Source organism: Arthrobacter sp. Ms25 (assembly GCF_059090365.1).
Genome location: NZ_JBNHFP010000001.1, coordinates 872,004 through 896,028 on the forward strand (window position 1 = coordinate 872,004; position 24,025 = coordinate 896,028).

Here is a 24,025-nt window from a genome sequence, read left to right on the forward strand (position 1 = left end):
CGGTGAAAGCGGTACATTGGAGAAGTGCCAATAACAAATGAACGTATGGTCTGGATCGACTGCGAAATGACCGGCCTGGACATCAAGAACGACGCCCTGATCGAAGTGGCTGTCCTCGTCACGGACTCCGAGCTGAACATCCTCGGCGACGGCGTAGACGTGGTCATCAAACCGGATGAGGCCTCGCTGGCCCAGATGGGGGATTTCGTGCGCCAGATGCACACCACCTCCAAGCTCCTGGATGAGCTGCCCAACGGCATCACGATGGCCGAGGCCGAGGCCGCCGTCATCGAATACATCACCACGTGGGTGCCTGAGCCCAAGAAGGCGCAGCTCGCCGGCAACTCCGTCGGGACGGACAAGATGTTCCTGGCCCGCGACATGCCCGAGGTCATCGACTACCTGCACTACCGCATCATCGACGTGTCCACCATCAAGGAACTGGCCCGCCGCTGGTACCCCAGGGCCTATTTCCAGGCTCCGGCCAAGAGCGGCGGCCACCGTGCCCTCGGTGACATCCGCGACTCCATCAACGAGCTGCGCTATTACCGCGAAGCCGTGTTCGTCCCCGCACCGGGGCCGGATTCCGCCACCGCCAAGAAGATTGCGGCCGGGATTTCGAGTTAGGTCGGTCACAAAAACCCTACCCGGGACCGGATGTGTCAAAAGCACTCCAAAAACCGTGTAAGCTTGATTCCGCTGCCTCAGATAAATGAGTCCGCAAGACCACTCGCCTGGACTTCGCGGATGAACGTTTGAGGCACATGGTGGGTATAGCTCAGTTGGCAGAGCGCCTGGTTGTGGTCCAGGAGGTCGCGGGTTCAACCCCCGTTACTCACCCCAGAGAAACGCCTTGTGGGACGCCGGAGACGGCGTCCCACAGTCGTTTTGGTGGTGGTACTTGGTAGCATCTGACGCAACATCAGAGCATGTGAGGCAACCATCCAGACCCGCAAGGGCAAGAACGGTGAGTCCTACCGTGTCGGCGATTACGACGAAAACGGAAAATTTGCCTTCACCCCACACTGAAGAACCGGGACGGCGCCGAGCGCATCGCGCAGATCATCGACCGCCTGGGCACAACGTCGCCCTCAAGATCCTGAACGTGAAGCAGCGCTCCGAAGTCATGACCGAGTTTTCGTATGGTCATGGCGATCCATTCAGCAAGGCGCCCCGGCCCTCACGGAAACCATCAACCTTGAGGTCCGGAACACCATGGAGAAGGTGCAGTCATTCACTGTGAATGCAGGCAACATAATCTTCAGCTACGGGGCCGGCAAGGGGAACATCTACATTTCCGTATATACCCACACCGGAAAGCTGCAGACTGCCTTCCAGTCCTCCAAGGCCGACTTCGCCCGAGCACTAAACGATGGCGCCCCGGGGACAATCAAGAATGTTGATTCCTATCGCCATGAGTCCGAAGGTGCTGCTGTCTACAACGGCAAGCTCCTCACTGGACACATCGTTGACAACAACACTACGGACTACACGTTCTGCATCATGTCGCATAACGAATTGGGTGGCCGGCTCGTTACGCCGACAGCCATCCCGATGAACTATGACACTGGATGGGTCGCCCCCACCCTCAGCCCGGGCATCTCCTCATATAGCGGAGAGGCCACCGCCCCTCGAATTAGGCGGATCGGCAACCGCGTGTATCTTGACGGGGGGATAAAGGGAATCCCGGGAGCACCTGCGGACACCCTGGTGATGTCAGCCCCTGGCTTCGGGCCGAGCAGGCAACTCGAATTGCCTATGCAAAAATCGAATACCAAGAGTTTCGCGGCATGGAAAGTGCGCCCCAATGGAGACATCCTCGTCTCCTATAGCACCCTGACCGCGCCGACTGAGGCCAATTGGTATCCGTTCGCCTTTTCCTGGCTTATTGATTGACGCTGGCAATGGCGCCCCCTGATGTATGGTGAACGGATTAACCGAGGACGTCAGGGGGCCCATTGGTTGACATGAAAACAGTAGAAGCCAGACGACTGCTACGTGAGGGTACGCTTGCCGAGCGTGCAGGCGACAAGAAAGCAGCCGCGGACTTCTACCGCCAGGGTCTCATATTGGACCCAAGGGCATCACAAGCTGATTGGGACTTACTGGAAGAGTCCCCGGGTCAATTCCGGGAGCGGCGCGCCCTTTATTCGCTTCTGGCGATCCGCGTTGAAGACATGTCGCGGAAAGCCTACACGGAAGCAAAAGCAGCCAAAAGGCTACCAGGCTCGGAGCCGTTGACTTTCATGTACTGGGGTCAGGGTTTCAGCTCCGCCCCACCCATTGTCCGGGCATGTTATGAGCAGGCGGCCCGTTTGCATGGCCCTGATGAGATTGTGTTTCTGGACAACCAGAACATGCACGACTGGGTTGAGCTTTCGCCAGTGGTAATGAATCTCATGCACACCAACCGAGCGCACTTTTCCGATGTGCTACGGGTCGAACTTCTCGCCAAGCATGGTGGCGTCTGGCTGGACTCGACGTGCCTTCCGTCAGAACGCATGCTGACTATCTACCCGGAGCTTGTCCGTGGTTCCGGCTTCTTTGCATTCAGCAAGGGAAAGCCGGGGCTTATCTCGAACTGGTTCCTTGCGAGTACCCCCGGAAACTATGTGACCTGCATGATTCGGGATGCGCTGCGCCTGTACTACGGGGTCTATGACAAGCCGATCACCTACTTCTTCATGCATCAGATGTTCATGTACCTCACCCGGCTTGATGACCGGTTCGGGAAGCTGTGGGATAAGACGACAGCAGTAAACGCCGACCCTCGTGCGATCAATCGGGCCTTGCTGAAGGAAGTATCGGAGGTGGACCTCCACGCCTTACTCCAGGGAAGCTTCGTGCACAAACTCACCCACAAGAACAAGCCGGAACTAGTCACAGCCACTTCCGTCCAGCAGGCAATAATCGACGGCGCCGCGCAGTTGGTTTAGGTGCAGGAACCGCCCTCACCCTTCACCGGGTGGGGGCGGTTTCGTCGTTAAGTCACCGCCGCCTGACATCATCCTCGGGTGAATAAAGTTGATGTCATGGACGCGTCCCGACACGTTCACCCGGAGCCTGCACGCTGGATCCCTGATCCCGCCGACGTCGTGCATGCCCCCTACCGGCGAGAGCTGTACGTCCGGGTGACGTGGCACGACGGGACGGTGCGCGACGGAAAAGCCATGGCCTGGACCCGGGAGCGGGTACGGTTCTACGCCGAGCCTGAAGGCGTGGTCACCGACGAGTGGGTGCCGGCGAGCGCCGTCCGCCGGATCCACCGGGACGAAAGCAGATGGGTAGATCCCATGACTTGCTGCGCTAGGTACTCAGTTTTCGTTCACCGGAGCTTGATAGCGTCTTAGCCATTCGTCCGCTTGAGAAGCGATGCGCTCTGCTTCCGAAACCAGGTCTTGGAGCAATAGACCTCCGTCTAGAACGCGAACCTCATGGGTGTGATTGTCTACGAAGCGTAGATGGGTCGGAGCGTGACCATTGATGACTATGGAACCGGATGGCCCAACATTCATATCTACAACGACCGATGGCCGGACTCCCGTACTGATCTCGTAGAGGAACCCATCCAGATACTCGTCAAAGTGGGCGAAGGCGTTCCGGACTTTCCTTCGACCCAGCGGAGACGTATTCATGTCCACCGGACCGAGGAGGGATCGCAGAGTGCGACCACGGGCTATGGTCCATTTTCGCCTAGTTTCAGCCTCCCCCGTCAAGGGATCACCGTTACGATCCTTGCTGGCAGGGTTGGGCCACAGCAACTGGCCAATAGCCGCACCTGCGGTCACAGCGGCGTGAGCTGCTCCAATCACGACGGCTGCTCCTTGCGCCCCTTGAATCGCGGCGTTATAAGTCTGAACTGCCAGCATGAGCGCTGTGCGCTGAACTTGGATTTCTCTCATGTAGTGAACGACAACGTCGTCGTCGAGTGCGTCTGACCGTTTACCCATCGAATCCCCCATTCCAACCTGGAAGGCTCAGCCTATAGCCAGGGCCGGCCGTGATCAGGTTGGGTCCTCAACAGGACCAAGGAGGGGGAGCGCAAATGCACGCCAAGTGCAACCATGGTAGTGTTTTAGCCAGATTTAGAAGCACCTAACACAACAACCAAGTTCCGAAAGATCCACCGAATCCCGCTAGATTCCGGGGCTTTCAGGGGTAGTGAGCGTCTGGTTCAACCCCCGTTACTCACCCCAATGAGGCTGGCGGTTCCAGCTTCGAAAGGCCGCCTCGGATGTTTCCGGGGCGGCCTTTGTTGTTTGTGTTTCACTGTAAGCGGCGTGCGTTTCCGCGGCGCCGCGGGTTTCGGCCCGGTCAGCACCATTCCCGCCTATGCGTGGCTTATCAATGAGGAGGCGCCGCCTTGGAGCGCAGACTGTTCGAAGAGGACCATGAGCTGTTCCGGGACGTCGTTCGGGAATTCGACGCCCGCGAGGTGGCCCCGGGCTATGCCGAGTGGGACGCTGCGCACATGATGCCGCGCCGGCTCTGGAAGGCCGCCGGAGAGCAGGGCCTGCTCGGCCTGGCCGTCCCCGAGGAGTTCGGCGGCGCCGGCATGCCGGACTACCGATTCCGCGCGGTGATGGATGAGGAATTCGCCCACACCAACCACCTCGCCGTCGGCCTGGCCTTCCACCTGCATGACGACCTGGTCCTCCCCCACCTGCTGGCCTACGGCTCCGACGAGCTCAAGGAACGCTGGCTGCCGGGCATGGTCTCCGGAGATCTGGTCACCTCTGTGGCGTGGACCGAGCCGGGAGCCGGCAGCGACCTGCGCGGCATCCGCACCAAGGCGGTCCGGACCGACGACGGCGACTGGCGACTCAGCGGCCAGAAAACCTTTATCGGCAACGGCATCAGCGGTGACGCCTCGCTGGTCCTGGCCCGCACCGACGGCGGCACCGGACGCGGCGCCCGGGACTCCTTCAGCATGTTCATGGTGGAAAAGACCGAGGGCTACAGCACCGGCCGCCAGCTGGACAAGATGGGCTTGAAGGCCTCCGACACCGCCGAACTGTTCTTCGACGACGTGCACGTCCCCGCCGGGAACCTGGTCGGGGAGGTCGGCCGCGGGCTCGAGTACGCCGAGGGCCAGCTCCCCCAGGGCCGGCTCGCCATCGCCGTCGCCTCCTCCGCCGTCGCCCGGCAGATCTACGAAGCCACCGTGGAGTACACCGCAAACCGCAACGCCTTCGGGGAGCGCGTCGCGGACTTCCAGAACACCCGCTTCGCGCTGGCCGATATCCTCACCGAGGTCGAGGTCACCGAAGCCTACGTCGACTCCGCCATCCTTGCCTTCAACGACGGAAAGCTCGACGCCGTCTCGGCCGCCAAGGCGAAGCTGTGGGCCAGCGAACGGGCGAAGTCCATCACGGACCGCTGCCTGCAACTGCACGGAGGCTACGGCTACATCCTGGAATACCCGGTGGCCCAGGCCTTCCTTGCGGCCCGCCTGCTGACCATCTTCGGCGGCACCAGCGAAATCATGCGGGAAGTCATCGGACGCGGCATCGTCCGCTGAGCCCGGTTCCCGGCACCACCACCCACGAGAGAAAGACAGCAATGACCGTTCGTCCCATCGTCATCCATGGAGAACCCGTACTGCACCGCAGGGCGGCCGAGGTGGAAGAGTTCAATGATGAACTGCGCACCCTGGTCGCCGACATGTTCGAGACCATGGACGTCGCCAACGGGGTGGGCCTGGCTGCCCCCCAGATCGGTGTGGGCCTGCGCCTGTTTACCTTCGCCTATGAAAACGACGACGACGCCCCCGACCGCGGCGTCGTCATCAATCCGGTCCTGATCACCTCCAAGGTGCCCGGCTCGGATCCGGATCCGGACGAAACCTCCGAAGGCTGCCTTTCCGTCCCGGGCGAGAATTTCCCGGTGAACCGGGCCGAGTGGGCCAAGGTGACCGGTTTCGATGAATTCGGTGCCCCGGTGGAGTTCGAGGCGACCGGCTGGTTTGCCCGCGTGATGCAGCACGAGTACGACCATCTCGACGGCAAGCTGTATGTGGACCGGCTCACCGACCGCTGGAGCCGGAAGGCCCGGAAGGTGATGAAGGCCCAGGGCTGGACCGTTCCGGGCAACTCCTGGATGCCCGGTGTGGACCCGGACCCGTTCGGCCACTAACCCTCGGCAGCATCAGCGCCCGGGCAGATAGAAGGACCCGCAGGAAGCTCCTGCGGGTCCTTCTATCTGCCGGCTTATCTGCCGGCGTTGCTGCTCCGTTAGCCGGTGATGGCAGCCAGCGACTCGGCCCTGGGGAAGGCCGGCGGATTGACGTGGGCCATCTCTTCCAGGACCCGGACCACCTGGCAGCTGTATCCGAATTCGTTGTCGTACCAGACGTACAGCACGAGGTTCTTCCCGTTGGAGATGGTCGCGAGGCCGTCCACGATTCCGGCGCGCTTGGAGCCTACGAAGTCGCTGGAGACCACTTCCGGTGAAGCAATGTAGTCAATCTGCTTGTGCAGCGGCGAGTTCAGCGAGGTTTCGCGGAGGAAGGTGTTGACCTCGTCCCGGGTGGCGGCCGTCTCCAGGTTCAGGTTCAGGATGGCCATCGAGACGTCCGGCGTGGGAACGCGGATGGCGTTGCCGCTGAGCTTGCCCTCCAGCTCCGGCAGCGCCTTGGCCACGGCCTTCGCCGCGCCCGTTTCGGTGATCACCATGTTCAGGGCCGCCGAACGCCCGCGGCGGTCGCCGTTGTGGAAGTTGTCGATCAGGTTTTGGTCATTGGTGAAGGAATGCACCGTTTCCACGTGCCCGTTCACAATGCCGTACTTGTCGTTGAGGACCTTGAGGACCGGGGTGATGGCGTTGGTGGTGCAGGAGGCCGCCGTGATGATTCGGTCCTCGTCGGTGATCGACCCGTGGTTGATGCCGTGCACGATGTTCTTCAGGTTCCCCTTGCCCGGGGCTGTCAGCAGTACCCGCGATACGCCCTTGGCGGCGAGGTGCTGGGACAGGCCTGCCTCATCGCGCCAGCGGCCGGTGTTGTCCACCACCACCGCGTCCCTGATGCCGTAGGCCGTGTAATCCACGGTCGCCGGGTCGTTGGAGTAAATGACCTGGATCAGGGTTCCGTTGGCGAGGATGGTGTTGTTCTCTTCGTCCACCGTGATGGTGCCGTTGAAGGCGCCGTGCACCGAGTCCCGGCGCAGCAGGCTGGCGCGCTTGACGAGATCGTTCTCGGATCCCTTCCGCACCACGATGGCACGCAGCCGCAGTCCCTGCCCGCCGCCGGCCTTCTCCACGAGGATCCTGGCGAGGAGGCGTCCGATGCGGCCAAAGCCGTAGAGCACGACGTCGGTGCTGGTTCTTTCGTCCGCTCCGCGCTTACCGGCGACGTCGGCCAGTTCGGTGCGCAGGAACTCGGTGAGGTCCCCGCCGCCCTGTTCCTTGTACTTGTTGGTCAGCCGGGCCAAGTCCACGGAGGCTGCGCCCAGTTCCAGTCCCGTGAGGGCCAGGAGCAGCGGATAGGTTTCCGCCACCGGCAGTTCGGTTTCGTCGATCTGGCGGGCGAACCGGTGCGCCTTCAGAATATCGATGACTGACTTGTTGACGAGCGGACGCCCGTATACCGAGGTCACCACGCTGTTCTCCCGGTAGAGCCTGCCGATCAGCGGGATCATGGCCTCGGCGAGGGCCTCCCGGTCCATCCAGGCGTCAAGGCACGTATCCGAATTGGAGTTCACAGAACTTCACATCCTTCTCTCAGCCGGCACCGCGTTGTGCCGGTTGGGGGTAATCCCTACCAGTGTATTAGGACACATCCAGCCCACCAGCACCATTGCTGAGATATCTGTCACATCCGGGAGGCGGGCCGGCCCGCTTCGGCGGCGTTTCCGGCCGTTCCCTCCGACTCTGCAGGGCGGGCGGGTTCCAGGTCCGCCAGGTCGCGGACCCGGCGCAGCGGACCGAAGGCGGCGGCCAGCGGGGCCAGGGCCGCCACCAGGATGCCGATCAGGATGGCTTCCCGGATCCCCAGCAGCTCGACGAGCAGCCCAGCGGCAAACGCGGCTACGGCCAGCATCCCCCAGGTCACCATCCGCTGGGCGGACCCGAGCCGGCCAAGCATCTGCGGGGGGCAGACGCGCTGGCGGAAGGTGGTGGACACGACAATATTCAAGGCAACGGAAAAACCCGCGATGAAGAGGCCGATGAAGCCGGCGGCCATGCCCCAGCCCGGCGAGATGAACAGCAGGGTGGCGTATCCCGCCACGACCGGAAACATCGAGAACCGCCACACGCGGCCGGAACCCAGCCGGCCGGTGATCCACTTGGCGGCCAGGCCGCCCAGGGTGCCGCCCACCGCCGTGGATGCGGTCAGCAGGCCCAGCATGCCGGGGTGTTCGCCGAGGGAGCGGATCACCAGGAGCACCAGGAGCGACACCACGATGTTGCCGCCGAGGTTCCAGAGCGCTCCGGTGATCAGCAGCATGCGCAGCGGCACTGTGCTGAAGGTGTAGCGCAGCCCCTCCCCCATGTCCCGGAAAACCGGACGGTCCTTCGGACGGTCGGGGCGGGGCTCGGTGATATCGAGCCGGAGGATTGCCGTCAGGGACGCTAGGGATGCGGCAACCTGCAGCAGCAGGGCATTGGAAGCACCCCAGGCGTCGGTGACCCAGCCGCCCGCGGCGCGGCCGCCGGCATCCCCGAGGGCCCCGGAACCGGTCATCAGGCCGTTGCCCTCGACAAGCTCATCCCGGTTCACAGCGGCGGGTACCAGTGCCTGCTCCGCAAGGGTGAAAAACACGGCTGCCAGTCCTGCGCCGAACGAAACGGCAAACAACTGGCCAAGCGTCAGGACCCCCAGCCACCACGCGACCGGCAGGCTGGCCAGCAGCACCGTCCGCACGGCCAGGGAAACCACGATCAGCGGCCGGCGCCGGTACCGGTCCACGAGCACGCCGATGGGCAGGGCGAACAGGAGCCAGGGAAGGAAAGTCATGCCGGACAAAACGGCGACCATGGAGTTTGAGGCGTCCAGTTCCGTTACCGCTATTACGGGTAAGGCAACGCTGGTGACGGCAGTGCCGAGAATTCCGGCGGTTGAAGAAATCCACAGCCGCCGGAAATTGGCATTGCGCAGAACCAAGGGCTTCCTGGCCGTCTCCGTGTGGGACATTGCCACAGACTAGCCCAGCACCGGGCGAATAAAACCAGTCAACGTGCCGGAATAAACGCATTTGCGCCAAAGCGTAACCGGAGAATGCGTGTTCCCTTGTCCTGGGGAAACCGCAGCCAGGGGAAAGTATGTGGACGGGCTGGCCGATAAGCCGGGTTTTGTACGCCCGGACCGTTACCGGACCGGGAGCGGCAATCATCCATCTAGGGCCGCCGTTGCCGGCGGCCTCAAGCGGCCTACCCGGACGCATCGGGCGGGCAGCCCTCAAACGTGTCCTGTATGGCCTTGCTCCGGGTGGGGTTTACCGAGCCGTCCCGGTCACCCGGGACGCTGGTGGTCTCTTACACCGCCTTTTCACCCTTACCTGCTGCAGCTGCATAAAGCGGCCGCAGCGGGCGGTTTCTTTTCTGTGGCACTGGCCTGCGGGTTTCCCCGAGTGGGCGTTACCCACCACCCTGCCCTGCGGAGCCCGGACTTTCCTCGGCGGCAGCGGATTCCCCGAAAGGAATCCGCGCCGACGCGATTGCCTGGCCAACCCGTCCATCCCCAACTCTACCGTCCCGGTGGGAGCTTCCGGACCGGAAGGCCCCCGGCCCGCTCGCGTAGGATTAACCGGTGCTGATTCTGCTTCCTCCCTCTGAAGGAAAAACCGCTGCTCCGTCCGGACCCGTCATGGACCCGTCCCGGCTGCATTTTCCGTTGCTGACCGAACCGCGGTCCCTGGTGCTCAAGGCCCTGGCCGACGCCAGCAGCAGCGCGGACGCCTTGTCGGTCCTGGGAGTAGGGGCAACATTGGCCCCGGAAGTGCAGCGCAACACGGTGCTCGAGACACAGCCGTGCGCGCCGGCCCACCGGGTGTACACCGGCGTGCTGTACGACGCGCTGGGGTACGCATCGCTTCCGGTCCAGGCGCAGCGGCGGGCCGACGACGCCGTGCTGGTGATCTCCGGCCTGTGGGGCGCCCTTGGATTCGGGGACCCGATCCCGGCGTATCGGCTTTCCATGTCGGTGCGGCTGCCGGAAACCGGACGCCTTGCCGCCTTTTGGAAGCAGCACCTGACGGGTCCGCTGGACGAATACGCCGGCGGCGACCTGGTGGTTGACTGCCGGTCGAGCACCTATGCGGCGGCGTGGACACCGGATCCGCAGCGCACGGCGGCGGTCAATGTGTTCCAGATCCGCGGCGGCCAGCGCAAGGTGGTCTCGCACTTCGCCAAGCACACCCGCGGTGAACTGGCCCGGCACCTGTTAATCCGCAGGGGTGCCGAGCCTGCCACTCCGCAGGAACTGCTGGACGCAGCCCGGGAAAAGTGGGACGCCGAGCTGGTGGCTCCCGCCGGGAAGAAGCCGTACCAGCTCAACATCATCCTGCCGGAGCAGGCCTAGGGCACGAATCGGCCCTGGGCCGACAGCTAGCCGGCCACCAGTTCCACTTCGAAGCCTTCTTCGTTTTCCAGGTACGCCGCGTAGTGCTCCGCTCCCCCTGCATGGGGGTGCCGGTCCGCGAACAGGAGCGTCCAGCCGTGGCTGGCTGCCCGCCGGGCCAGGAGTTCGACGTCGGCCTCCGACCCGGCGCGGAACGCCAGGTGGTTCAGTCCGGCCCGTTTCCGGGAGTACGGACCCCGTTCGACGTCGGGCCCTGCTTCGAGGACGATGTACCCGTCGGCGCCCTGCCAGCTCGCTCCGGTGCTCCAGGTGTCCTTCCGGATATAGCCCAGCCGTTCGAGCAGCCAGCCGAGGGATTTCTCCGCCGCAGCGAAGTCATTGACCCAGATTTCTGTGTGATGCACCCGTCCCGTGGGCGCGGCCGCCTCAGCGGCCGGGGCAGCAGTTTCGAGCTCTGCCGCCGCGGCGGCTGCCTTGGCGTCGGCTCCGGCACGCGGCTTCCACGGCACCCCGGCGGTGCCGGCGTCCATCGCCTCGTTGGACAGCCGGTCCGCGTCCTTGTTCAGCTCGCGCGGAATCCACTGGTACTTCACCCGCTGGGGGTTCACGACCGACCGCGCCTTCGCAGCAAGCTTCTGCATATCCGCATGCTTGATCTTCCAGCGGCCGCTCATCTGCTCCACGACGAGCTTGGAATCCATCTTGGCCAAGATCCAGCAGTCCGGGTCGATGCTGTGGGCGAGTTCCAGGGCAGCGATGAGCCCGGAGTACTCGGCCACGTTATTGGACACCCGGCCCACGTATTCGGCCTTCTCGGCCAGGATGCGGCCGGTGTCGGGGTCACGGACCAGTGCGCCGTAGCCCGCAATGCCGGGGTTGCCGCGCGAGCCGCCGTCCGCCTCCACGATCAGGGTGCGCCGGGCTGCGCGGGCCGCGGAACGGGCAGGCGGGGGCTCCGCGCCGGAGTCAGGCTCCGGGTCGAACAACGTCACCGCTCAGCTGCCCCACTCGGCGGAGCGGACCAGGATGCACCCTGAATCCGGGCAGAAGACAATCTCGTCGTCGGCGGCCTTGCGGATGTCCGCCAGGTCACCGGGGCTCAGCTGCATCCCCGAGCCTTCGGACGTGCCGTGGAACAGCCGTGCGGCGCCGATGCCGTGCTTGGAAAGGGTCTTTTCATAGACAGCAAGCAGTGCCGGATCGAAGCTGGCTGCCAGTTCCGCGCGGCGGGCTTCGGCATCGGTGCTGTCGGTACCGATAACTGCCAGTTCGGCGTCACGCTTGTCTTCCAGCTCCCGGCGCTTCTCGTGCAGGGCGGTCAACGCCGCACCGGCTTCGGCCTCGCGGCTGCGCGCCGCTTCCAGCCGTTCCATCACGTCGAGTTCCACGTCTTCCAGGTCGGACCGGCGGCGCTGCAGCGACACGATTTCCGCCTGCAGGGCGGTCAGCTCCTTGGAGCCGCCCTTGCCGCTGTCCAGGTGCTGCTGGTCACGGGTCATGCGTGCAACAACGGACGCCACGTCCGCTTCCGCACGGGTGAGTTCACGTTCAATGTCGGCCACTTCGGTGCCGGCTGCCACGCGTGCGCTTTCGGCGGCGGCAACATCATCGGCAAGGGACGCGATCTCGGGATTATTGCTAACGTTGCGGGCCTGGTTCCGCAGGGACTTGATCCTGCTGTCCAGTGCCTGCAGATCCAGCAGCCTCAGCTGCTCCGCGGGCGATGCTTTTGCCACCGGTTACCTCCGTGTATATCCGGACCTGCCTGGCCCGGCTCTCCTAAGCCTATGCCACCGACAGGGATCACTTCAGCCTAGGGAGTAAGGACAAAGTCCCACGGATCGGTGTTCACGCCGCTGACCCGCAGCTGCGTGGAGAAACCCTGGTCCGTCAGGACGTTTTCGAGGGCGCTGGCGGCGGGCCCCAGCCACAGCCATTCGCTGCCGAAGTGGGAGACGTCAATGAGATAGGGGCGGCCGTTTCCGGTGAGGGCACGCTCCCGCAGTTCCGACGCCGGGTGGTGGCGGAGGTCCGCAGTGACGTAGACATCAGCGCGGGAGGCGCGCACGGCGTCGAACAGGCTGTCGCCTGCACCCCCGCACACGGCCACCCGGGAGATCAGCCCCTTCGCATCCCCTGCCACGCGGACTCCGCCTGCGACGGCCGGCAGGAGGCCGAAGACACGCTCGGCAAAGTCAGCCAGGGAAAGCGCTTCGGGCAGGTCGCCGACCCTGCCGATCCCTTCTTCCGGCAGGCCCGCGGCGGCGGGCACCAGCGGGGTTACGTTCCCCAGCCCCAGGGCATCGGCGAGGACGTCGGAGACTCCTCCGACGGCGCTGTCACCGTTGGTGTGCACCGTGAGCAGGGCGCAGCCGCCCTCGATCAGGCGGTGGACGGCGTCGCCCTTGAAGGTCGTGGCTGCAACCGAGTTCACCGGTTTCAGCAGCAGTGGGTGGTGGGTGATCAGCAGATCCGCGCCCCATTCGAGGGCCTCGTCGATGACTTCCCTGGTGGGGTCAACCGCGAACAGGATCCGCCGGACCTCCCGGTCCGCGCGTCCGGCCACCAGGCCTGACGCGTCCCAGTCCTCCGCCAGCGATTCAGGCCACAGCTCTTCCGCTGCCAGCAGTATGTCGCCGAGGGTGGGGATGTCGGTGTCCGGTGCCTGGTCAGTGTCCGGGCCGGCGTGCTCGTGGGGATGATCCGCTTCCATGACTTTAGTTCTACCCTGCTCCCGTTACCCCGCTCAATTCCGCCGCGCCTGCCGTGATGGAGGGAACACCGCTGCCCGTGTTTTCGCCGGTCCCGGGAATCAAAACAGGACGCTGTGCCTTGTTAAGGGGCATGAAGACGTATGTATTAGGCGGAGGCTGCTTCTGGTGCCTCGATGCTCTCTACCGCAAGGTCCGCGGCGTAACCGACGTGGTTTCCGGCTACACGGGCGGGTCGGTGGACAACCCCGACTACGACAGTGTCAGTGCCGGTGTCACCGGACACGCGGAAGTGGTTGCCGTGACCTTTGACGAAGAGGTCATTCCGCCCGAAGTGATCCTGGACATGTTCTTTTCCCAGCACGACCCCACCACGCTGAACCGCCAGGGCTACGACGTCGGAACCCAGTACCGCTCGTCCATGTTCTACGGGAACGAAGAGCAGCGCAGCGACTTTGCTGCTGCGCTGGAGCGGGCACGGGATAACTGGAAGGACCCGATTGTGACCGAGATCGTGCCCCTTCCGCGGTTCTACCCGGCAGAGGACTTCCACCAGGATTTCTACGCCAAACACCCCGGCCAGGGCTACTGCCAGGTGATTATCAATCCGAAGCTTGCAAAGGCCCGCAAGTATTACTCCGAATGGCTTCAGGGCTAGGGCTCTCCTGCCCCGCCGATAGGCTGGAACGGGCATAACCGAGTCCGGCTTGTACAGGAACGTTGAAGGAATAGAGGAAATCATGGCTCGTATCTATGACGATGTAACCCAGCTCGTCGGCGGAACCCCGCTGGTCCGCCTGAACCGGCTCTCGGCCGGGCTCCCCGCCCAGGTCGCAGTGAAGCTGGAGTTCTACAACCCCGCCAACAGCGTCAAGGATCGGATCGGTGTGGCAATCGTCGACGCCGCCGAGAAGGCCGGGGCGCTTCAGCCCGGCGGCACCATTGTCGAAGGCACCTCCGGCAACACCGGCATTGCGCTGGCCATGGTCGGCGCTGCCCGCGGCTACAAGGTGATCCTGACGATGCCCGAGACCATGTCCACCGAGCGCCGGGTCATGCTGCGGGCTTACGGTGCCGAGATCGTCCTCACCCCCGGCGCCGAGGGTATGCGCGGAGCCGTGGAAAAGGCCAAGGAGATTGTCGCCACCACCGAGAACGCCATCTGGGCCCAGCAGTTCGCCAATGAGGCGAACCCCGCGATGCACCGCGCCACCACCGCCGAGGAGATCTGGGCGGACACTGACGGCCAGGTGGACATCTTCGTGGCCGGCATCGGCACCGGCGGCACCATCACCGGCGTCGGGCAGGTACTGAAGGAACGCAAGCCGGGCGTGCAGATCGTGGCCGTGGAGCCCAAGGACTCCGCCATCCTCAACGGCGGCTCCCCCGGTCCGCACAAGATCCAGGGCATCGGTGCGAACTTCGTCCCCGAGATCCTCGACACCACCGTCTATGACGAGGTCTTTGACGCCTCCATCGAGGATTCCGTCGCCACGGCCCGTGCCCTGGGCACCGAGGAGGGCATCCTGGGCGGCATCTCCTCCGGCGCCATCGTGTGGGCCGCGCTGGAACTCGCCAAGCGCGAGGAGAACGCCGGTAAGCTGATTGTTGCAACCGTCTGCGACTTCGGGGAACGTTACATCTCCACCGTCCTGTACGACGACATCCGCGGCTAGACCGCGTTCCGGCCCTTCCGGGGGCGGACCATCCGAGCAGAAAGTTCTCTGTGAGTCTGTTATCCCGACTGCGCGAAGACCTCGACGCCGCCGCATCGCATGATCCGGCGGCCCGGGGTTCGCTTGAAAACCTCGTTGTGTATTCCGGCCTGCACGCCATCTGGATGCACCGGCTGACCCACCGCATGTGGGCGAAGCCTGCCCTGCGGTTCCCTGCACGCGTGCTGTCGCAGGTGACCCGTTTCGCGACCGGCATCGAAATCCACCCGGGCGCAACCATCGGCCGCCGGTTCTTCATTGACCACGGCATGGGCGTGGTCATCGGCGAGACAGCGGAGATCGGCAACGACGTCATGCTCTACCACGGGGTGACCCTTGGCGGCCGTTCCCTGGCCAAGGTCAAGCGGCATCCCACTATCTGCGACGGCGTTACCGTCGGCGCCGGAGCAAAGATCCTGGGCCCGGTCACCATCGGCGCCAACAGCGCGGTGGGAGCCAATGCCGTAGTAGTCAAGGATGCCCCGGAGGACTCGATTATCACCGGCATTCCGGCCACCTGGCGACACCGGGACACCAAGATGACCCAGCCCGCCGTGGACCCCGCCGAGTACGTCGACCCGGCCATCTACATCTAGCGGCTCCGCTCCGCGAGCCGGCAGGGCGCAAAAAAAGGTCCGCAGCATCCGCTGCGGACCTTTTTTACGCCTAGGCCGGTCCTAGTGGGTATCCACTGCCTCGACCTCGGCGCGGTCTTCGCCCCACATGGTGTGGAAGGTGCCTTCAGCGTCCACCCGCTGGTACGTATGCGCACCGAACAGGTCCCGCAGGCCCTGCGTCAGGGCCGCGGGGAGGCGCTTGCGGCGCAGGCCGTCGTAGTAGGCCAGCGAGGACGAGAACACCGGCACGGGAATGCCCAGCTGCACGGCAACGGAAACCACCCGGCGCCAGGCCGGGACGGCGGCGGCGATCGATTCGGCGAATGCCGGGGCAAACAGCAGGTTGGCGGGTGCCTCGCTGCCGGCGTAGGCCTTCATGATGTCATCGAGCAGTTCGGCGCGGATGATGCACCCTGCCCGCCAGAGCGAGGCAATTTCGTCCAGCTTCAATTCCCAGCCGTACTCCTTGGCGGCGGCGTTGAGCATGTCGATGCCCTGCGCGTAGCTGACCAGCTTGGAGGCGTAGAGCGCCTGCTTTACGTCGTCCACGAATGTCTCGGGAAGCTCGACGGCGGCTTCATTGCCCGCGAGGGTTTCCTGGGCGACCCCGCGCTGCCCGCGCTGGGAGGACAGGGCGCGGGCGAAGACGGACTCGGCAATGGCGGAAACCGGTGACCCCAGGTCAAGGCCGGAGACGACGGTCCAGCGTCCGGTGCCCTTCTGTCCTGCCGAGTCCACGACCACGTCCACGAACGGTTTGCCGGTACGGACATCCACATGCCCCAGGACCTCGGCGGTGATCTCGATCAGGAAGGAGCTGAGCTGGCCGGTATTCCACTCGGTGAAGATCGCGGCCTGCTCGGCCGGTTCGATGCCCGCGGCGGAGCGCAGCAGGTCATAGGCCTCGCCGATGACCTGCATGTCGGCGTATTCGATGCCGTTGTGCACCATCTTCACGAAGTGGCCGGCACCGTCCGTCCCGATCCAGGTGCAGCAGGGATCGCCGTCGTACTTCGCGGCGATCTTTTCCAGCATCGGGCCGAGGGAATCGTAGGACTCCCGGGAGCCGCCGGGCATGATGGACGGGCCCAGGAGGGCGCCCTCCTCGCCACCGGAAACTCCGACACCCACAAAGTGCAGGTCCTTCTCTGCCAGCGCAGCCTCGCGGCGGCGGGTGTCTTGGAAGTGCGAATTGCCGCCGTCGATCACAATGTCGCCCGGTTCCAGCAGCGGCACCAGCTGGCCGATCACCGAGTCCACCGGCGCACCTGCCTTGACCATGATCAGGACCCGGCGCGGTTTCTCCAGCGAGTCGACCAGTTCCTGCAGTGTTTCGGTGCGGATGAAGTCGCCCTCATCGCCGTGCGCGGACAGCAGTGCATCCGTTTTCTCGATGGAACGGTTGTGCAGGGCCACCGTGTAACCGTTGCGGGCGAGGTTGCGGGCGAGGTTCGCACCCATGACGGCAAGGCCGGTTACACCAATTTGTGCACTCAAGTTCTCTCCAAGGATGTTTCAGGTGCCTGGCGGGCACGGGGCAGGCGCTGCGGAATCGCGCCGGTTCACGCTCCAGCCTATGCTTCTTCGGCTGCCCGCCGCCACATCGGCACGGGGTCACCCGCCCCGGTCATATTCGTGAACCACCGAGGCAACTGATTCAACGACGCCGATGCCTTCCGGGAAGGTGGAGTTCCCGGCGCTGAGCACAACGATGCTGTAGTCGCTGTCCTGCGTGCGGACAAAACCGGCACTGCCCACGTTCCACGCGCCGTCGTCGTCCTGCAGCCAGCCGTTCTTCAGCGCCACCTCGGCATCATGGTCCGGAATCCCTGCACTGATGCCCCAGTTCTGTTCCGGGCAGACGTTTTCCATCAGCCCCACGGCGAAGGCGAGCAGGTCCGCATCCAGCCAGTCGGCACCGCATGCTACGGTCCGAGCAATCCGCAGCTGATCCTGGGCCGTGGTCTTATTGGCGCCCCATGTATCGCCGGCCTCCGTGTCGGAGACCCCGATGAGCCGATACGTCCGGTCCAGCTCCGTCCGGCCCCCGATCCGGCGATACAGCTCGCTGGTGGCCGCATTGTCGCTGTATTCGATCATCGCTGCCGCGAGCTGTACTTCCTCCGCGGTGAAGCTGCGCTGGTCCTGGGTGGCCTGACGGACCAGGGTCAGCAGGATGGGCACCTTCACCAGGCTCGCTTCGAGGTACCGTTCTTCGGGGTTGTGGACCCAGGTCCGGCCCGTGCGGTTGTCCTGGACGGCAACGGAGAAGCCGGGGCCGATCTCTTCGGCGACGTGGTTCAACTGTGCGGCGATTCGGTCCGGCGCCGGCTCCGGTGTGCCTGCGGCAATGCTTTGGGGAGCCGGGCCCGCGGATCCCGTCACGGGAGTGTCCGGCGCGGCGCAGCCGCCCAGCAGGAGCAGTCCGGCCAATACGGCACCGGTGGTTTTCGCCGCCTTCGATGGTGCAGCCATCAACCCCCTCGGTTGGTCACGTTTCCCTTCGTTTTCGGCAGTCCTACTGGTTAAACGACAAAAAGCCGCCGTTGCCTCCCGCATGTGCGGAAGGTAACGGCGGCTTCTCCTGTGGGTCCTACCGGGATCGAACCGATGACATCCACGGTGTAAACGTGGCGCTCTACCAGCTGAGCTAAAGACCCGAATCATGGTGCCGGCCCGGGCGGAAACTTCCTCCACGGCCCTGCATCACGAGGAATTACACTACCCCAGATGCCGGCGGATGCCTAATCGGCGTGATCCGGGTTTCCGTCCGGCAGGTCCGGAAGGTTCTCCGCCAGCCAGGTCAGTGCAGTACTGACACCCATGTCGATTTTCAGCGTCGCCAGCGGATCCCCCCGGGTTGCACCCCGGTTGATAATGACCACCGGTTTGCCGGCCTTCACCGCGTACCGGACGAAGCGCAGGCCGCTCATCACCGTCAGGGAGGAGCCGGCAACCAGCAGGGCGCCGGCGGCATCCACCATGGAATAGGCCCGTGCCACCCGGTCCTTGGGGACGTTCTCGCCGAAATATACGAAGTCCGGCTTGAGCATTCCGCCGCAGACGGGGCAGTCCGCCACCACGAAGTCGTCGGTGTCGGCAATATCCGCGTCGGCGTCGGGAGCTATTTCGCCGTCCACCCGGGCCCGGTCAAGGTAATCCGGGTTCAACTGCTGGAGCAGCGCGGCGACCTCCGAGCGGGAGAATTCCGACCGGCAGTTCAGGCAGATGACGCGGTCGTACCGCCCGTGCAGGTCAATGACGTTGGTGCTGCCGGCGTCCGTGTGCAGGCGGTCGACATTCTGGGTGATCAGCCCGGACAGCAGTCCCCTGCGCTCCAGCTCCACCGCTGCGGCATGGCCGGGGTTGGGCACGGCGTGGCGCAGGTGGTGCCAGCCGATATGGTTGCGGGCCCAGTAGCGCCGGCGGAGGTCCGGATCACCGACAAACTGCTGGTAGGTCAGGGGATTGCGCGGCGGCGCGTCGGGGCCGCGGTAATCGGGGATGCCCGAGTCGGTACTCAGCCCCGCCCCGGTCAGCAGCGCAATCCGCTTCCCGCCCAGATAGCCGGCCGCACGCTCGAGCAGCCTCAGCTCATCCTCCGTGGGAGCCGGAACGGATTCCAGCGCCCTGCCGCTGGCGAAGCCCGTGAGTCCCAGGCCGGGGCGGGCATTGTTCGGTTCCTGCTGTTCGCTCACAGTTCCTCCAAGGCGGTGCGGTACTGTTCCAGCGGCCGCGCTGCACCGGGGCCGGAACGGATGCAGGCACGAAGGATCCCCTGCCCGTCGATGACGAAGCTCGCCCGTTCCGCCAGCCCGCGACGCTCATCAAGGACTCCGAAGGCCCTGGCTGTTTCTCCGTGGGGCCAGAAATCGGACAGCAGGTCGAAATCGAACCCTTCCGCCTCTGCCCACGCACGCAGCGTGTACTTCGAATCGCACGACACTGCCAGCAGGTGCACGCCGGCGTCGTCAAACAGGGCGCGTCCGGCCTGCAGTTCAGCGAGTTCTCCGCTGCACACCTGGGAAAAGGCAAACGGAAAAAAGACCAGCACGACGCCGGAGCCCCGCAGGCCGTCCAGCCGGATCTCTTCGCCGAACTGGTTGGGGAGGCAGAAGTCCGGAACCGCAGCACCTGCCGTGGGCAGGCCCGCAGTCACTTCTTGCGTCGGCTCACCAGGCGTGTGGCAGCCCAGTCGGCGGTGACGCCCGGGGACGTCGTCACGTGCAGTCCCGCGGTGGGGGCCGCCTCCTCGATGTCGGCCGGAGGAACGTAGCCATCCCGTCCGGACTTCGGCGTCAGGACCCAGACCACTCCGCCGTCGTCGAGCGTGGTCAGCGAATCGACCAGCGCATCCACAAGGTCACCGTCATCGGCACGCCACCACAGAATGACGCCGTCTACGACATCATGGTCGTCTTCGGTCAGGAGCTCACCGCCGATGAGGTCCTCAAGGTCCTCACGGAAGTCGAAGTCCACGTCCTCGTCGTAGCCGAACTCCTGAACCAGGTCCCCGTCCTTGAAACCCAATCTGCTCGCCACGTTTTCCTCAGTGACGGCCTCGGCCTCGCTCACTTCACTCCTCCTGGTTGACTGCATAAATACAAGGGAATCACACATTTGCCTGATCCGCGCGGTCTCAGACTCAACGAAACACCCAAACCCTGCGGGCATCAAGGGTTTGGGGGCTGTACGCCGTCAGCGATGACTTCCGTGCAGGCTACGCAACAACGGCGGCTCGGGACTAGAGTGGAAAGAAAGCAGGTTTGGGCGCCGAGGCGCGCATACGCGCAAGCGAAGATCCGGCGGACACCGGCCGGATCCCACAGAATAATGTCGCAGACACAATCTGTACATGAGAGAGGTTGGCCGTGGCCGCAGAAGACACAACGGACATCCTGAGCGGTTTAACAAACCAGCTACCGGACCGTGATCCTGAGGAAACCGCAGAATGGATCGAATCACTTGACGAACTGATCCGTTCGCAGGGCACTGAACGCGCGCAGTACATCATGCGTTCACTGCTCCAGCGTGCCGGTTCCCAGAGCGTGGGCGTGCCGATGGTTACCACCACCGACTACGTCAACACCATCCCGGTTGATCAGGAACCTGAATTCCCCGGCGACGAGGAAATCGAACGGCGCTACCGTGCCTGGCTGCGGTGGAACGCCGCCATCATGGTGCACCGTGCGCAGCGCCCGGGAATCGGCGTGGGTGGACACATTTCCACGTACGCCGGCGCGGCGACCCTGTACGAAGTGGGCATGAACCACTTCTTCCGGGGCAAGGACCATCCGGGCGGCGGAGACCAGATTTATTTCCAGGGTCACGCCTCCCCCGGCATGTACGCCCGCGCCTTCCTCGAAGGCCGCCTGTCCGAAGAGGACATGGACGGCTTCCGCCAGGAGAAGTCCCGCGAGGGGCACGCACTGTCCTCCTACCCGCACCCGCGCAGCATGCCGGACTTCTGGGAGTTCCCGACCGTGTCCATGGGCATCGGTCCCATGAACGCGATCTACCAGGCGCAGTCCAACCGCTACCTGCACAACCGCGGCATCAAGGACACCTCCGAGCAGCACGTGTGGGCCTTCCTCGGCGACGGCGAAATGGACGAGCCGGAATCGCGCGGCCTGCTCCAGCTTGCCGCCAACGACAAGCTGGACAACCTGACCTTCGTGGTCAACTGCAACCTGCAGCGCCTCGACGGCCCGGTCCGCGGCAACGGCAAGATCATGCAGGAACTGGAAGCCTTCTTCCGCGGTGCCGGCTGGAACGTCATCAAGGTGGTCTGGGGCCGCGAGTGGGACGACCTGCTGCAGCGGGACAAGGACGGTTCGCTGGTGGAGATCATGAACTCCACCCCCGACGGCGACTACCAGACCTACAAGGCCGAGTCCGGCGGATTTGTCCGTGAGCACTTCTTCGGCAAGAGCCCCGAAACCAAGGAACTCGTGGCCAACCTGACCGACGAGGAAATCTGGAACCTCAAGCGCGGCGGCCACGACTACCGCAAGGTCTACGCCGCATACAAGGCCGCCATGGAATTCAAGGGCGCTCCGACCGTCATCCTGGCCCACACGGTCAAGGGCTACGGCCTGGGCACGCACTTCGAGGGCCGCAACGCGACCCACCAGATGAAGAAGCTCACGCTCGATGACCTGAAGGCTTTCCGCGACCACCTGCGGATCCCGATCAGCGACGAGCAGCTTGAAGCCGACCCCTACCAGCCGCCGTACTACAACCCGGGTGCCGACGCCCCCGAGATCAAGTACATGCTGGAACGGCGCCGGGAGCTGGGCGGCAACGTCCCCGAGCGCCGGGTGAAGCACGAGCAGGTCCACCTTCCGGACGAGAAGGCCTACGAAGTAGCCAACCGCGGCTCCGGCAAGCAACTGGCGGCCACCACCATGGCCTTCGTCCGCCTGCTCAAGGACCTGATGCGGGACAAGGAATTCGGCAAGCGGATTGTGCCGATCATTCCCGATGAGGCCCGTACCTTCGGCATGGACTCGTTCTTCCCCACCGCCAAGATCTACAACCCCAAGGGACAGAACTACCTGTCCGTGGACCGGGACCTGGTCCTGGCCTACAAGGAGTCCCCGCAGGGCCAGATCGTGCACGTGGGCATCAACGAGGCAGGCTCGATCGCGGCGTTCACTGCGGCCGGCACGTCCTACGCCACCCACGGCGAACCGTTGATCCCGGTCTACGTGTTCTACTCGATGTTCGGGTTCCAGCGCACCGCCGACTACATCTGGGCGGCCACCGACCAGATGGCCCGCGGTTTCCTGATCTCGGCCACCGCCGGCCGCACCACCCTGACCGGTGAAGGCCTGCAGCACGCCGACGGCCACTCGCCGATCCTGGCCTCCACCAACCCCGCGGTGAAGACCTACGATCCGGCCTACGGCTACGAGATCGGACACATTGTCCGCCACGGCCTCGAGGAAATGTACGGCCCGGATTCGAAGGATCCGAACGTCATCTACAACCTCATGGTCTACAACGAGCCGATCCAGCAGCCCAAGGCCCCCGAGGACCTTGACGTTGAGGGCATCATCAAGGGCATCTACCTGCTGGCGCCGGCCAAGATCGACGGCCCCCGCACGCAGCTGCTGGCCTCCGGCGTTGCCGTCCCGTGGGCCTTGGAAGCCCAGAAGCTGCTGGCCGAGGACTGGGGCGTTTCGGCCGATGTCTGGTCCGTGACCTCCTGGAACGAGCTGCGCCGCGACGGCCTGGCCGCCGAGGAGGAAGCGTTCCTGAACCCCGGCTCCGAACCGCGGGTGCCGTTCGTGACGCAGCAGCTGGCCGGGGCCACCGGTCCGATCGTTGCCTCCACGGACTACATGAAGGCCGTCCCGGACCAGATCCGCCAGTTCCTGCCGAACGAGTTCGCCAGCCTCGGTGCCGACGACTTCGGGTTCGCGGACACCCGGGCGGCGGCCCGCCGGTACTTCAAGATCGACAGCCACTCGATGGTGGTGCGTGCACTTGAGATGCTCGCCCGCCGCGGTGAAGTCGATGCCAACGCCCCCAAGGAGGCCATGGAGAAGTACCACCTGCTCGACGTCAACGCCGGTACCAGCGGAAACGCCGGAGGCGACGCCTAGACCCGGCCTGCACTGACGAAAGGAACCGCCGCATCTGCGGCGGTTCCTTTCGTTTAAGTGCTTGGTGCTGCCGGACCTACATGCCGGTTTCCGACACCAGGTCTATGTGGGCCTGCATGGCCTCGGCGGCGGCAGCCGGATCCCCGCTGCGGATGGCAGCGGCAATGGCGCGGTGGGATTCCAGGGAACGCTCCGGACGTCCCGGCTGGCCCAGGGATGCCAGCCGCGTTTCACGCACCAGCTCCGAGATGAACGTCATCATGGACGCCAGGATGGAAGAGTGCGCAGCTGCGGCCACCGCCTGGTGGAAGAGCTCGTCGCCGGCTGTTCCGCGGTTTCCCCCGGAGATCTCGGCGGCCATGGCCTCCAGTGCCGCATCCACTGCGGCAAGGTCCGCCTCGGTACGGCGTACGGCCGCCAGCGAGGCCAGCTTTACCTCCAGCGTGCTCCGCGCCTCGACAATTTCCGGCATCCGGTCCCGGTGCTCACGCAGTTCCCGGAGCACGGACGCCACGCTGGGCCGGTACACCAGCACGGCGCCGGTGCCGTGCTGCACATCGATGACGCCCAGCACTTCCAGTGCCACGAGGGCCTGGGCCAGGGTTGCCCGCGATACCCCCATCCGTTCGGCGAGGTCGCGCTCTGCCGGCAGCAGGTCCCCGGGGCCCAGGCCGGTGGAGGAAATGAAACCGAGCAGCTGCTCGACCAGCCGTTCATACAGCCGCGGACGGGAAACACGCACGAACTCGCTGCCGCCGTTACTGCCGGGCATGGAAACCTCTCTCTGCTGCGCGGCGTCCGCCGGGTAGGTTTCCCGAGTATATCCAGCCCGGCGCTGTAGTTGACAAGACTC

General features: G+C 64.6%; 21 protein-coding genes, 2 tRNA genes and 1 other RNA gene. 11 read left to right on the forward strand and 13 right to left on the reverse strand.

What is annotated here, in order from left to right; translation table 11 throughout:
* The first annotated feature begins 24 nt into the window (after positions 1–24).
* The 6 genes from orn to AC5RT8_RS04100 all read left to right on the forward strand — a co-directional run bounded on the left by orn (position 25) and on the right by AC5RT8_RS04100 (position 6,135).
* Positions 25–627, forward strand: a complete 603-nt coding sequence (orn, locus tag AC5RT8_RS04075) for an oligoribonuclease (protein ID WP_494094400.1) — start codon at positions 25–27, stop codon at positions 625–627.
* Positions 628–767: 140 nt separating this feature from the next.
* Positions 768–843 (forward strand) — tRNA-His (locus tag AC5RT8_RS04080).
* A 372-nt stretch (positions 844–1,215) separates the two neighbouring features.
* The gene (locus tag AC5RT8_RS04085; RefSeq protein WP_494094401.1) at positions 1,216–1,896 is read left to right on the forward strand and encodes a hypothetical protein; all 681 of its coding nucleotides are present in this window, start codon (positions 1,216–1,218) and stop codon (positions 1,894–1,896) included.
* Positions 1,897–1,967: 71 nt separating this feature from the next.
* Positions 1,968–2,936, forward strand: coding sequence for a capsular polysaccharide synthesis protein (locus AC5RT8_RS04090; protein WP_494094402.1), 969 nt, complete (start codon positions 1,968–1,970; stop codon positions 2,934–2,936).
* Between the two features lie 1,427 nt (positions 2,937–4,363).
* The gene (locus AC5RT8_RS04095; protein ID WP_494094403.1) at positions 4,364–5,521 is read left to right on the forward strand and encodes an acyl-CoA dehydrogenase family protein; all 1,158 of its coding nucleotides are present in this window, start codon (positions 4,364–4,366) and stop codon (positions 5,519–5,521) included.
* A gap of 41 nt (positions 5,522–5,562) precedes the next feature.
* Positions 5,563–6,135, forward strand: a complete 573-nt coding sequence (locus AC5RT8_RS04100) for a peptide deformylase (protein ID WP_494094404.1) — start codon at positions 5,563–5,565, stop codon at positions 6,133–6,135.
* A 98-nt stretch (positions 6,136–6,233) separates the two neighbouring features.
* Here AC5RT8_RS04100 and AC5RT8_RS04105 read toward each other — a convergent pair whose 3' ends face one another.
* The 3 genes from AC5RT8_RS04105 to rnpB all read right to left on the reverse strand — a co-directional run bounded on the left by AC5RT8_RS04105 (position 6,234) and on the right by rnpB (position 9,672).
* Entirely contained in the window at positions 6,234–7,700 is a 1,467-nt protein-coding gene (locus AC5RT8_RS04105; RefSeq protein ID WP_494094405.1) for a glyceraldehyde-3-phosphate dehydrogenase, read from the reverse strand.
* A 110-nt stretch (positions 7,701–7,810) separates the two neighbouring features.
* Entirely contained in the window at positions 7,811–9,133 is a 1,323-nt protein-coding gene (locus tag AC5RT8_RS04110) for an MFS transporter (protein ID WP_494094406.1), read from the reverse strand.
* Between the two features lie 131 nt (positions 9,134–9,264).
* Positions 9,265–9,672, reverse strand: an RNA gene (gene rnpB, locus AC5RT8_RS04115) — RNase P RNA component class A.
* A gap of 76 nt (positions 9,673–9,748) precedes the next feature.
* Here rnpB and AC5RT8_RS04120 point away from each other — a divergent pair.
* On the forward strand, positions 9,749–10,519 hold the full coding sequence (locus tag AC5RT8_RS04120; protein WP_494094407.1) for a YaaA family protein: 771 nt from the start codon (positions 9,749–9,751) through the stop codon (positions 10,517–10,519).
* A gap of 26 nt (positions 10,520–10,545) precedes the next feature.
* On the opposite strand, the gene AC5RT8_RS04125 is transcribed toward AC5RT8_RS04120, so the two are convergent.
* From AC5RT8_RS04125 to AC5RT8_RS04135, 3 genes are all read right to left on the reverse strand, one after another.
* The gene (locus AC5RT8_RS04125) at positions 10,546–11,511 is read right to left on the reverse strand and encodes a reverse transcriptase-like protein (RefSeq protein WP_494094408.1); all 966 of its coding nucleotides are present in this window, start codon (positions 11,509–11,511) and stop codon (positions 10,546–10,548) included.
* A 3-nt stretch (positions 11,512–11,514) separates the two neighbouring features.
* Complete coding sequence (locus AC5RT8_RS04130) at positions 11,515–12,255, reverse strand: zinc ribbon domain-containing protein (protein ID WP_494094409.1); 741 nt, start codon at positions 12,253–12,255, stop codon at positions 11,515–11,517.
* Positions 12,256–12,332: 77 nt separating this feature from the next.
* Positions 12,333–13,232, reverse strand: coding sequence for a Nif3-like dinuclear metal center hexameric protein (locus tag AC5RT8_RS04135; RefSeq protein WP_494094410.1), 900 nt, complete (start codon positions 13,230–13,232; stop codon positions 12,333–12,335).
* Positions 13,233–13,363: 131 nt separating this feature from the next.
* On the opposite strand from AC5RT8_RS04135, the gene msrA reads away from it, so the two are divergent.
* From msrA to epsC, 3 genes are all read left to right on the forward strand, one after another.
* On the forward strand, positions 13,364–13,888 hold the full coding sequence (gene msrA, locus AC5RT8_RS04140; protein ID WP_494094411.1) for a peptide-methionine (S)-S-oxide reductase MsrA: 525 nt from the start codon (positions 13,364–13,366) through the stop codon (positions 13,886–13,888).
* An 82-nt stretch (positions 13,889–13,970) separates the two neighbouring features.
* The gene (cysK, locus tag AC5RT8_RS04145; RefSeq protein ID WP_494094412.1) at positions 13,971–14,906 is read left to right on the forward strand and encodes a cysteine synthase A; all 936 of its coding nucleotides are present in this window, start codon (positions 13,971–13,973) and stop codon (positions 14,904–14,906) included.
* 50 nt (positions 14,907–14,956) lie between these two features.
* Entirely contained in the window at positions 14,957–15,541 is a 585-nt protein-coding gene (epsC, locus tag AC5RT8_RS04150) for a serine O-acetyltransferase EpsC (RefSeq protein ID WP_494094413.1), read from the forward strand.
* Positions 15,542–15,622: 81 nt separating this feature from the next.
* Here the strand turns inward: epsC and gnd are convergent, their stop codons facing one another.
* The 6 genes from gnd to AC5RT8_RS04180 all read right to left on the reverse strand — a co-directional run bounded on the left by gnd (position 15,623) and on the right by AC5RT8_RS04180 (position 20,137).
* Positions 15,623–17,059, reverse strand: coding sequence for an NADP-dependent phosphogluconate dehydrogenase (gene gnd / locus AC5RT8_RS04155; protein WP_494094414.1), 1,437 nt, complete (start codon positions 17,057–17,059; stop codon positions 15,623–15,625).
* A gap of 117 nt (positions 17,060–17,176) precedes the next feature.
* The gene (locus AC5RT8_RS04160; RefSeq protein ID WP_494094415.1) at positions 17,177–18,037 is read right to left on the reverse strand and encodes a serine hydrolase; all 861 of its coding nucleotides are present in this window, start codon (positions 18,035–18,037) and stop codon (positions 17,177–17,179) included.
* 112 nt (positions 18,038–18,149) lie between these two features.
* Positions 18,150–18,222, reverse strand: a tRNA-Val gene (locus tag AC5RT8_RS04165).
* A gap of 84 nt (positions 18,223–18,306) precedes the next feature.
* Positions 18,307–19,260, reverse strand: a complete 954-nt coding sequence (locus AC5RT8_RS04170; protein WP_494094416.1) for an NAD-dependent protein deacetylase — start codon at positions 19,258–19,260, stop codon at positions 18,307–18,309.
* Positions 19,257–19,721 carry a peroxiredoxin gene (locus AC5RT8_RS04175; protein ID WP_494094417.1) on the reverse strand — a complete coding sequence of 155 codons (465 nt, stop codon included), beginning with the start codon at positions 19,719–19,721 and terminating at the stop codon, positions 19,257–19,259. The genes AC5RT8_RS04170 and AC5RT8_RS04175 overlap by 4 nt, the downstream gene beginning before the upstream one ends.
* A complete protein-coding gene (locus AC5RT8_RS04180) occupies positions 19,718–20,137 on the reverse strand; it encodes a DUF3052 domain-containing protein (protein WP_494094418.1) in 420 nt (139 codons plus the stop codon). Before AC5RT8_RS04180 ends, AC5RT8_RS04175 begins: the two co-directional genes overlap by 4 nt.
* A gap of 290 nt (positions 20,138–20,427) precedes the next feature.
* Here AC5RT8_RS04180 and aceE point away from each other — a divergent pair, with 290 nt between their 5' ends.
* Positions 20,428–23,172, forward strand: coding sequence for a pyruvate dehydrogenase (acetyl-transferring), homodimeric type (gene aceE / locus AC5RT8_RS04185; protein ID WP_494094419.1), 2,745 nt, complete (start codon positions 20,428–20,430; stop codon positions 23,170–23,172).
* A gap of 76 nt (positions 23,173–23,248) precedes the next feature.
* Here the strand turns inward: aceE and AC5RT8_RS04190 are convergent, their stop codons facing one another.
* Entirely contained in the window at positions 23,249–23,944 is a 696-nt protein-coding gene (locus AC5RT8_RS04190; protein WP_494094420.1) for a FadR/GntR family transcriptional regulator, read from the reverse strand.
* Positions 23,945–24,025: the final 81 nt, after the last annotated feature.

Excerpts from the sequence above, each read along its gene's own strand:
- AC5RT8_RS04085 (WP_494094401.1), top strand. The coding sequence starts at position 1,216 with ATGGAGAAGGTGCAGTCATTCACTGTGAATGCAGGCAACATAATCTTC.
- AC5RT8_RS04090 (WP_494094402.1), top strand. The coding sequence starts at position 1,968 with ATGAAAACAGTAGAAGCCAGACGACTGCTACGTGAGGGTACGCTTGCC.
- AC5RT8_RS04100 (WP_494094404.1), top strand. The coding sequence starts at position 5,563 with ATGACCGTTCGTCCCATCGTCATCCATGGAGAACCCGTACTGCACCGC.
- AC5RT8_RS04110 (WP_494094406.1), bottom strand. The coding sequence starts at position 9,133 with ATGTCCCACACGGAGACGGCCAGGAAGCCCTTGGTTCTGCGCAATGCC.
- AC5RT8_RS04135 (WP_494094410.1), bottom strand. The coding sequence starts at position 13,232 with ATGGAAGCGGATCATCCCCACGAGCACGCCGGCCCGGACACTGACCAG.
- msrA (WP_494094411.1), top strand. The coding sequence starts at position 13,364 with ATGAAGACGTATGTATTAGGCGGAGGCTGCTTCTGGTGCCTCGATGCT.
- cysK (WP_494094412.1), top strand. The coding sequence starts at position 13,971 with ATGGCTCGTATCTATGACGATGTAACCCAGCTCGTCGGCGGAACCCCG.
- AC5RT8_RS04160 (WP_494094415.1), bottom strand. The coding sequence starts at position 18,037 with ATGGCTGCACCATCGAAGGCGGCGAAAACCACCGGTGCCGTATTGGCC.
- AC5RT8_RS04190 (WP_494094420.1), bottom strand. The coding sequence starts at position 23,944 with ATGCCCGGCAGTAACGGCGGCAGCGAGTTCGTGCGTGTTTCCCGTCCG.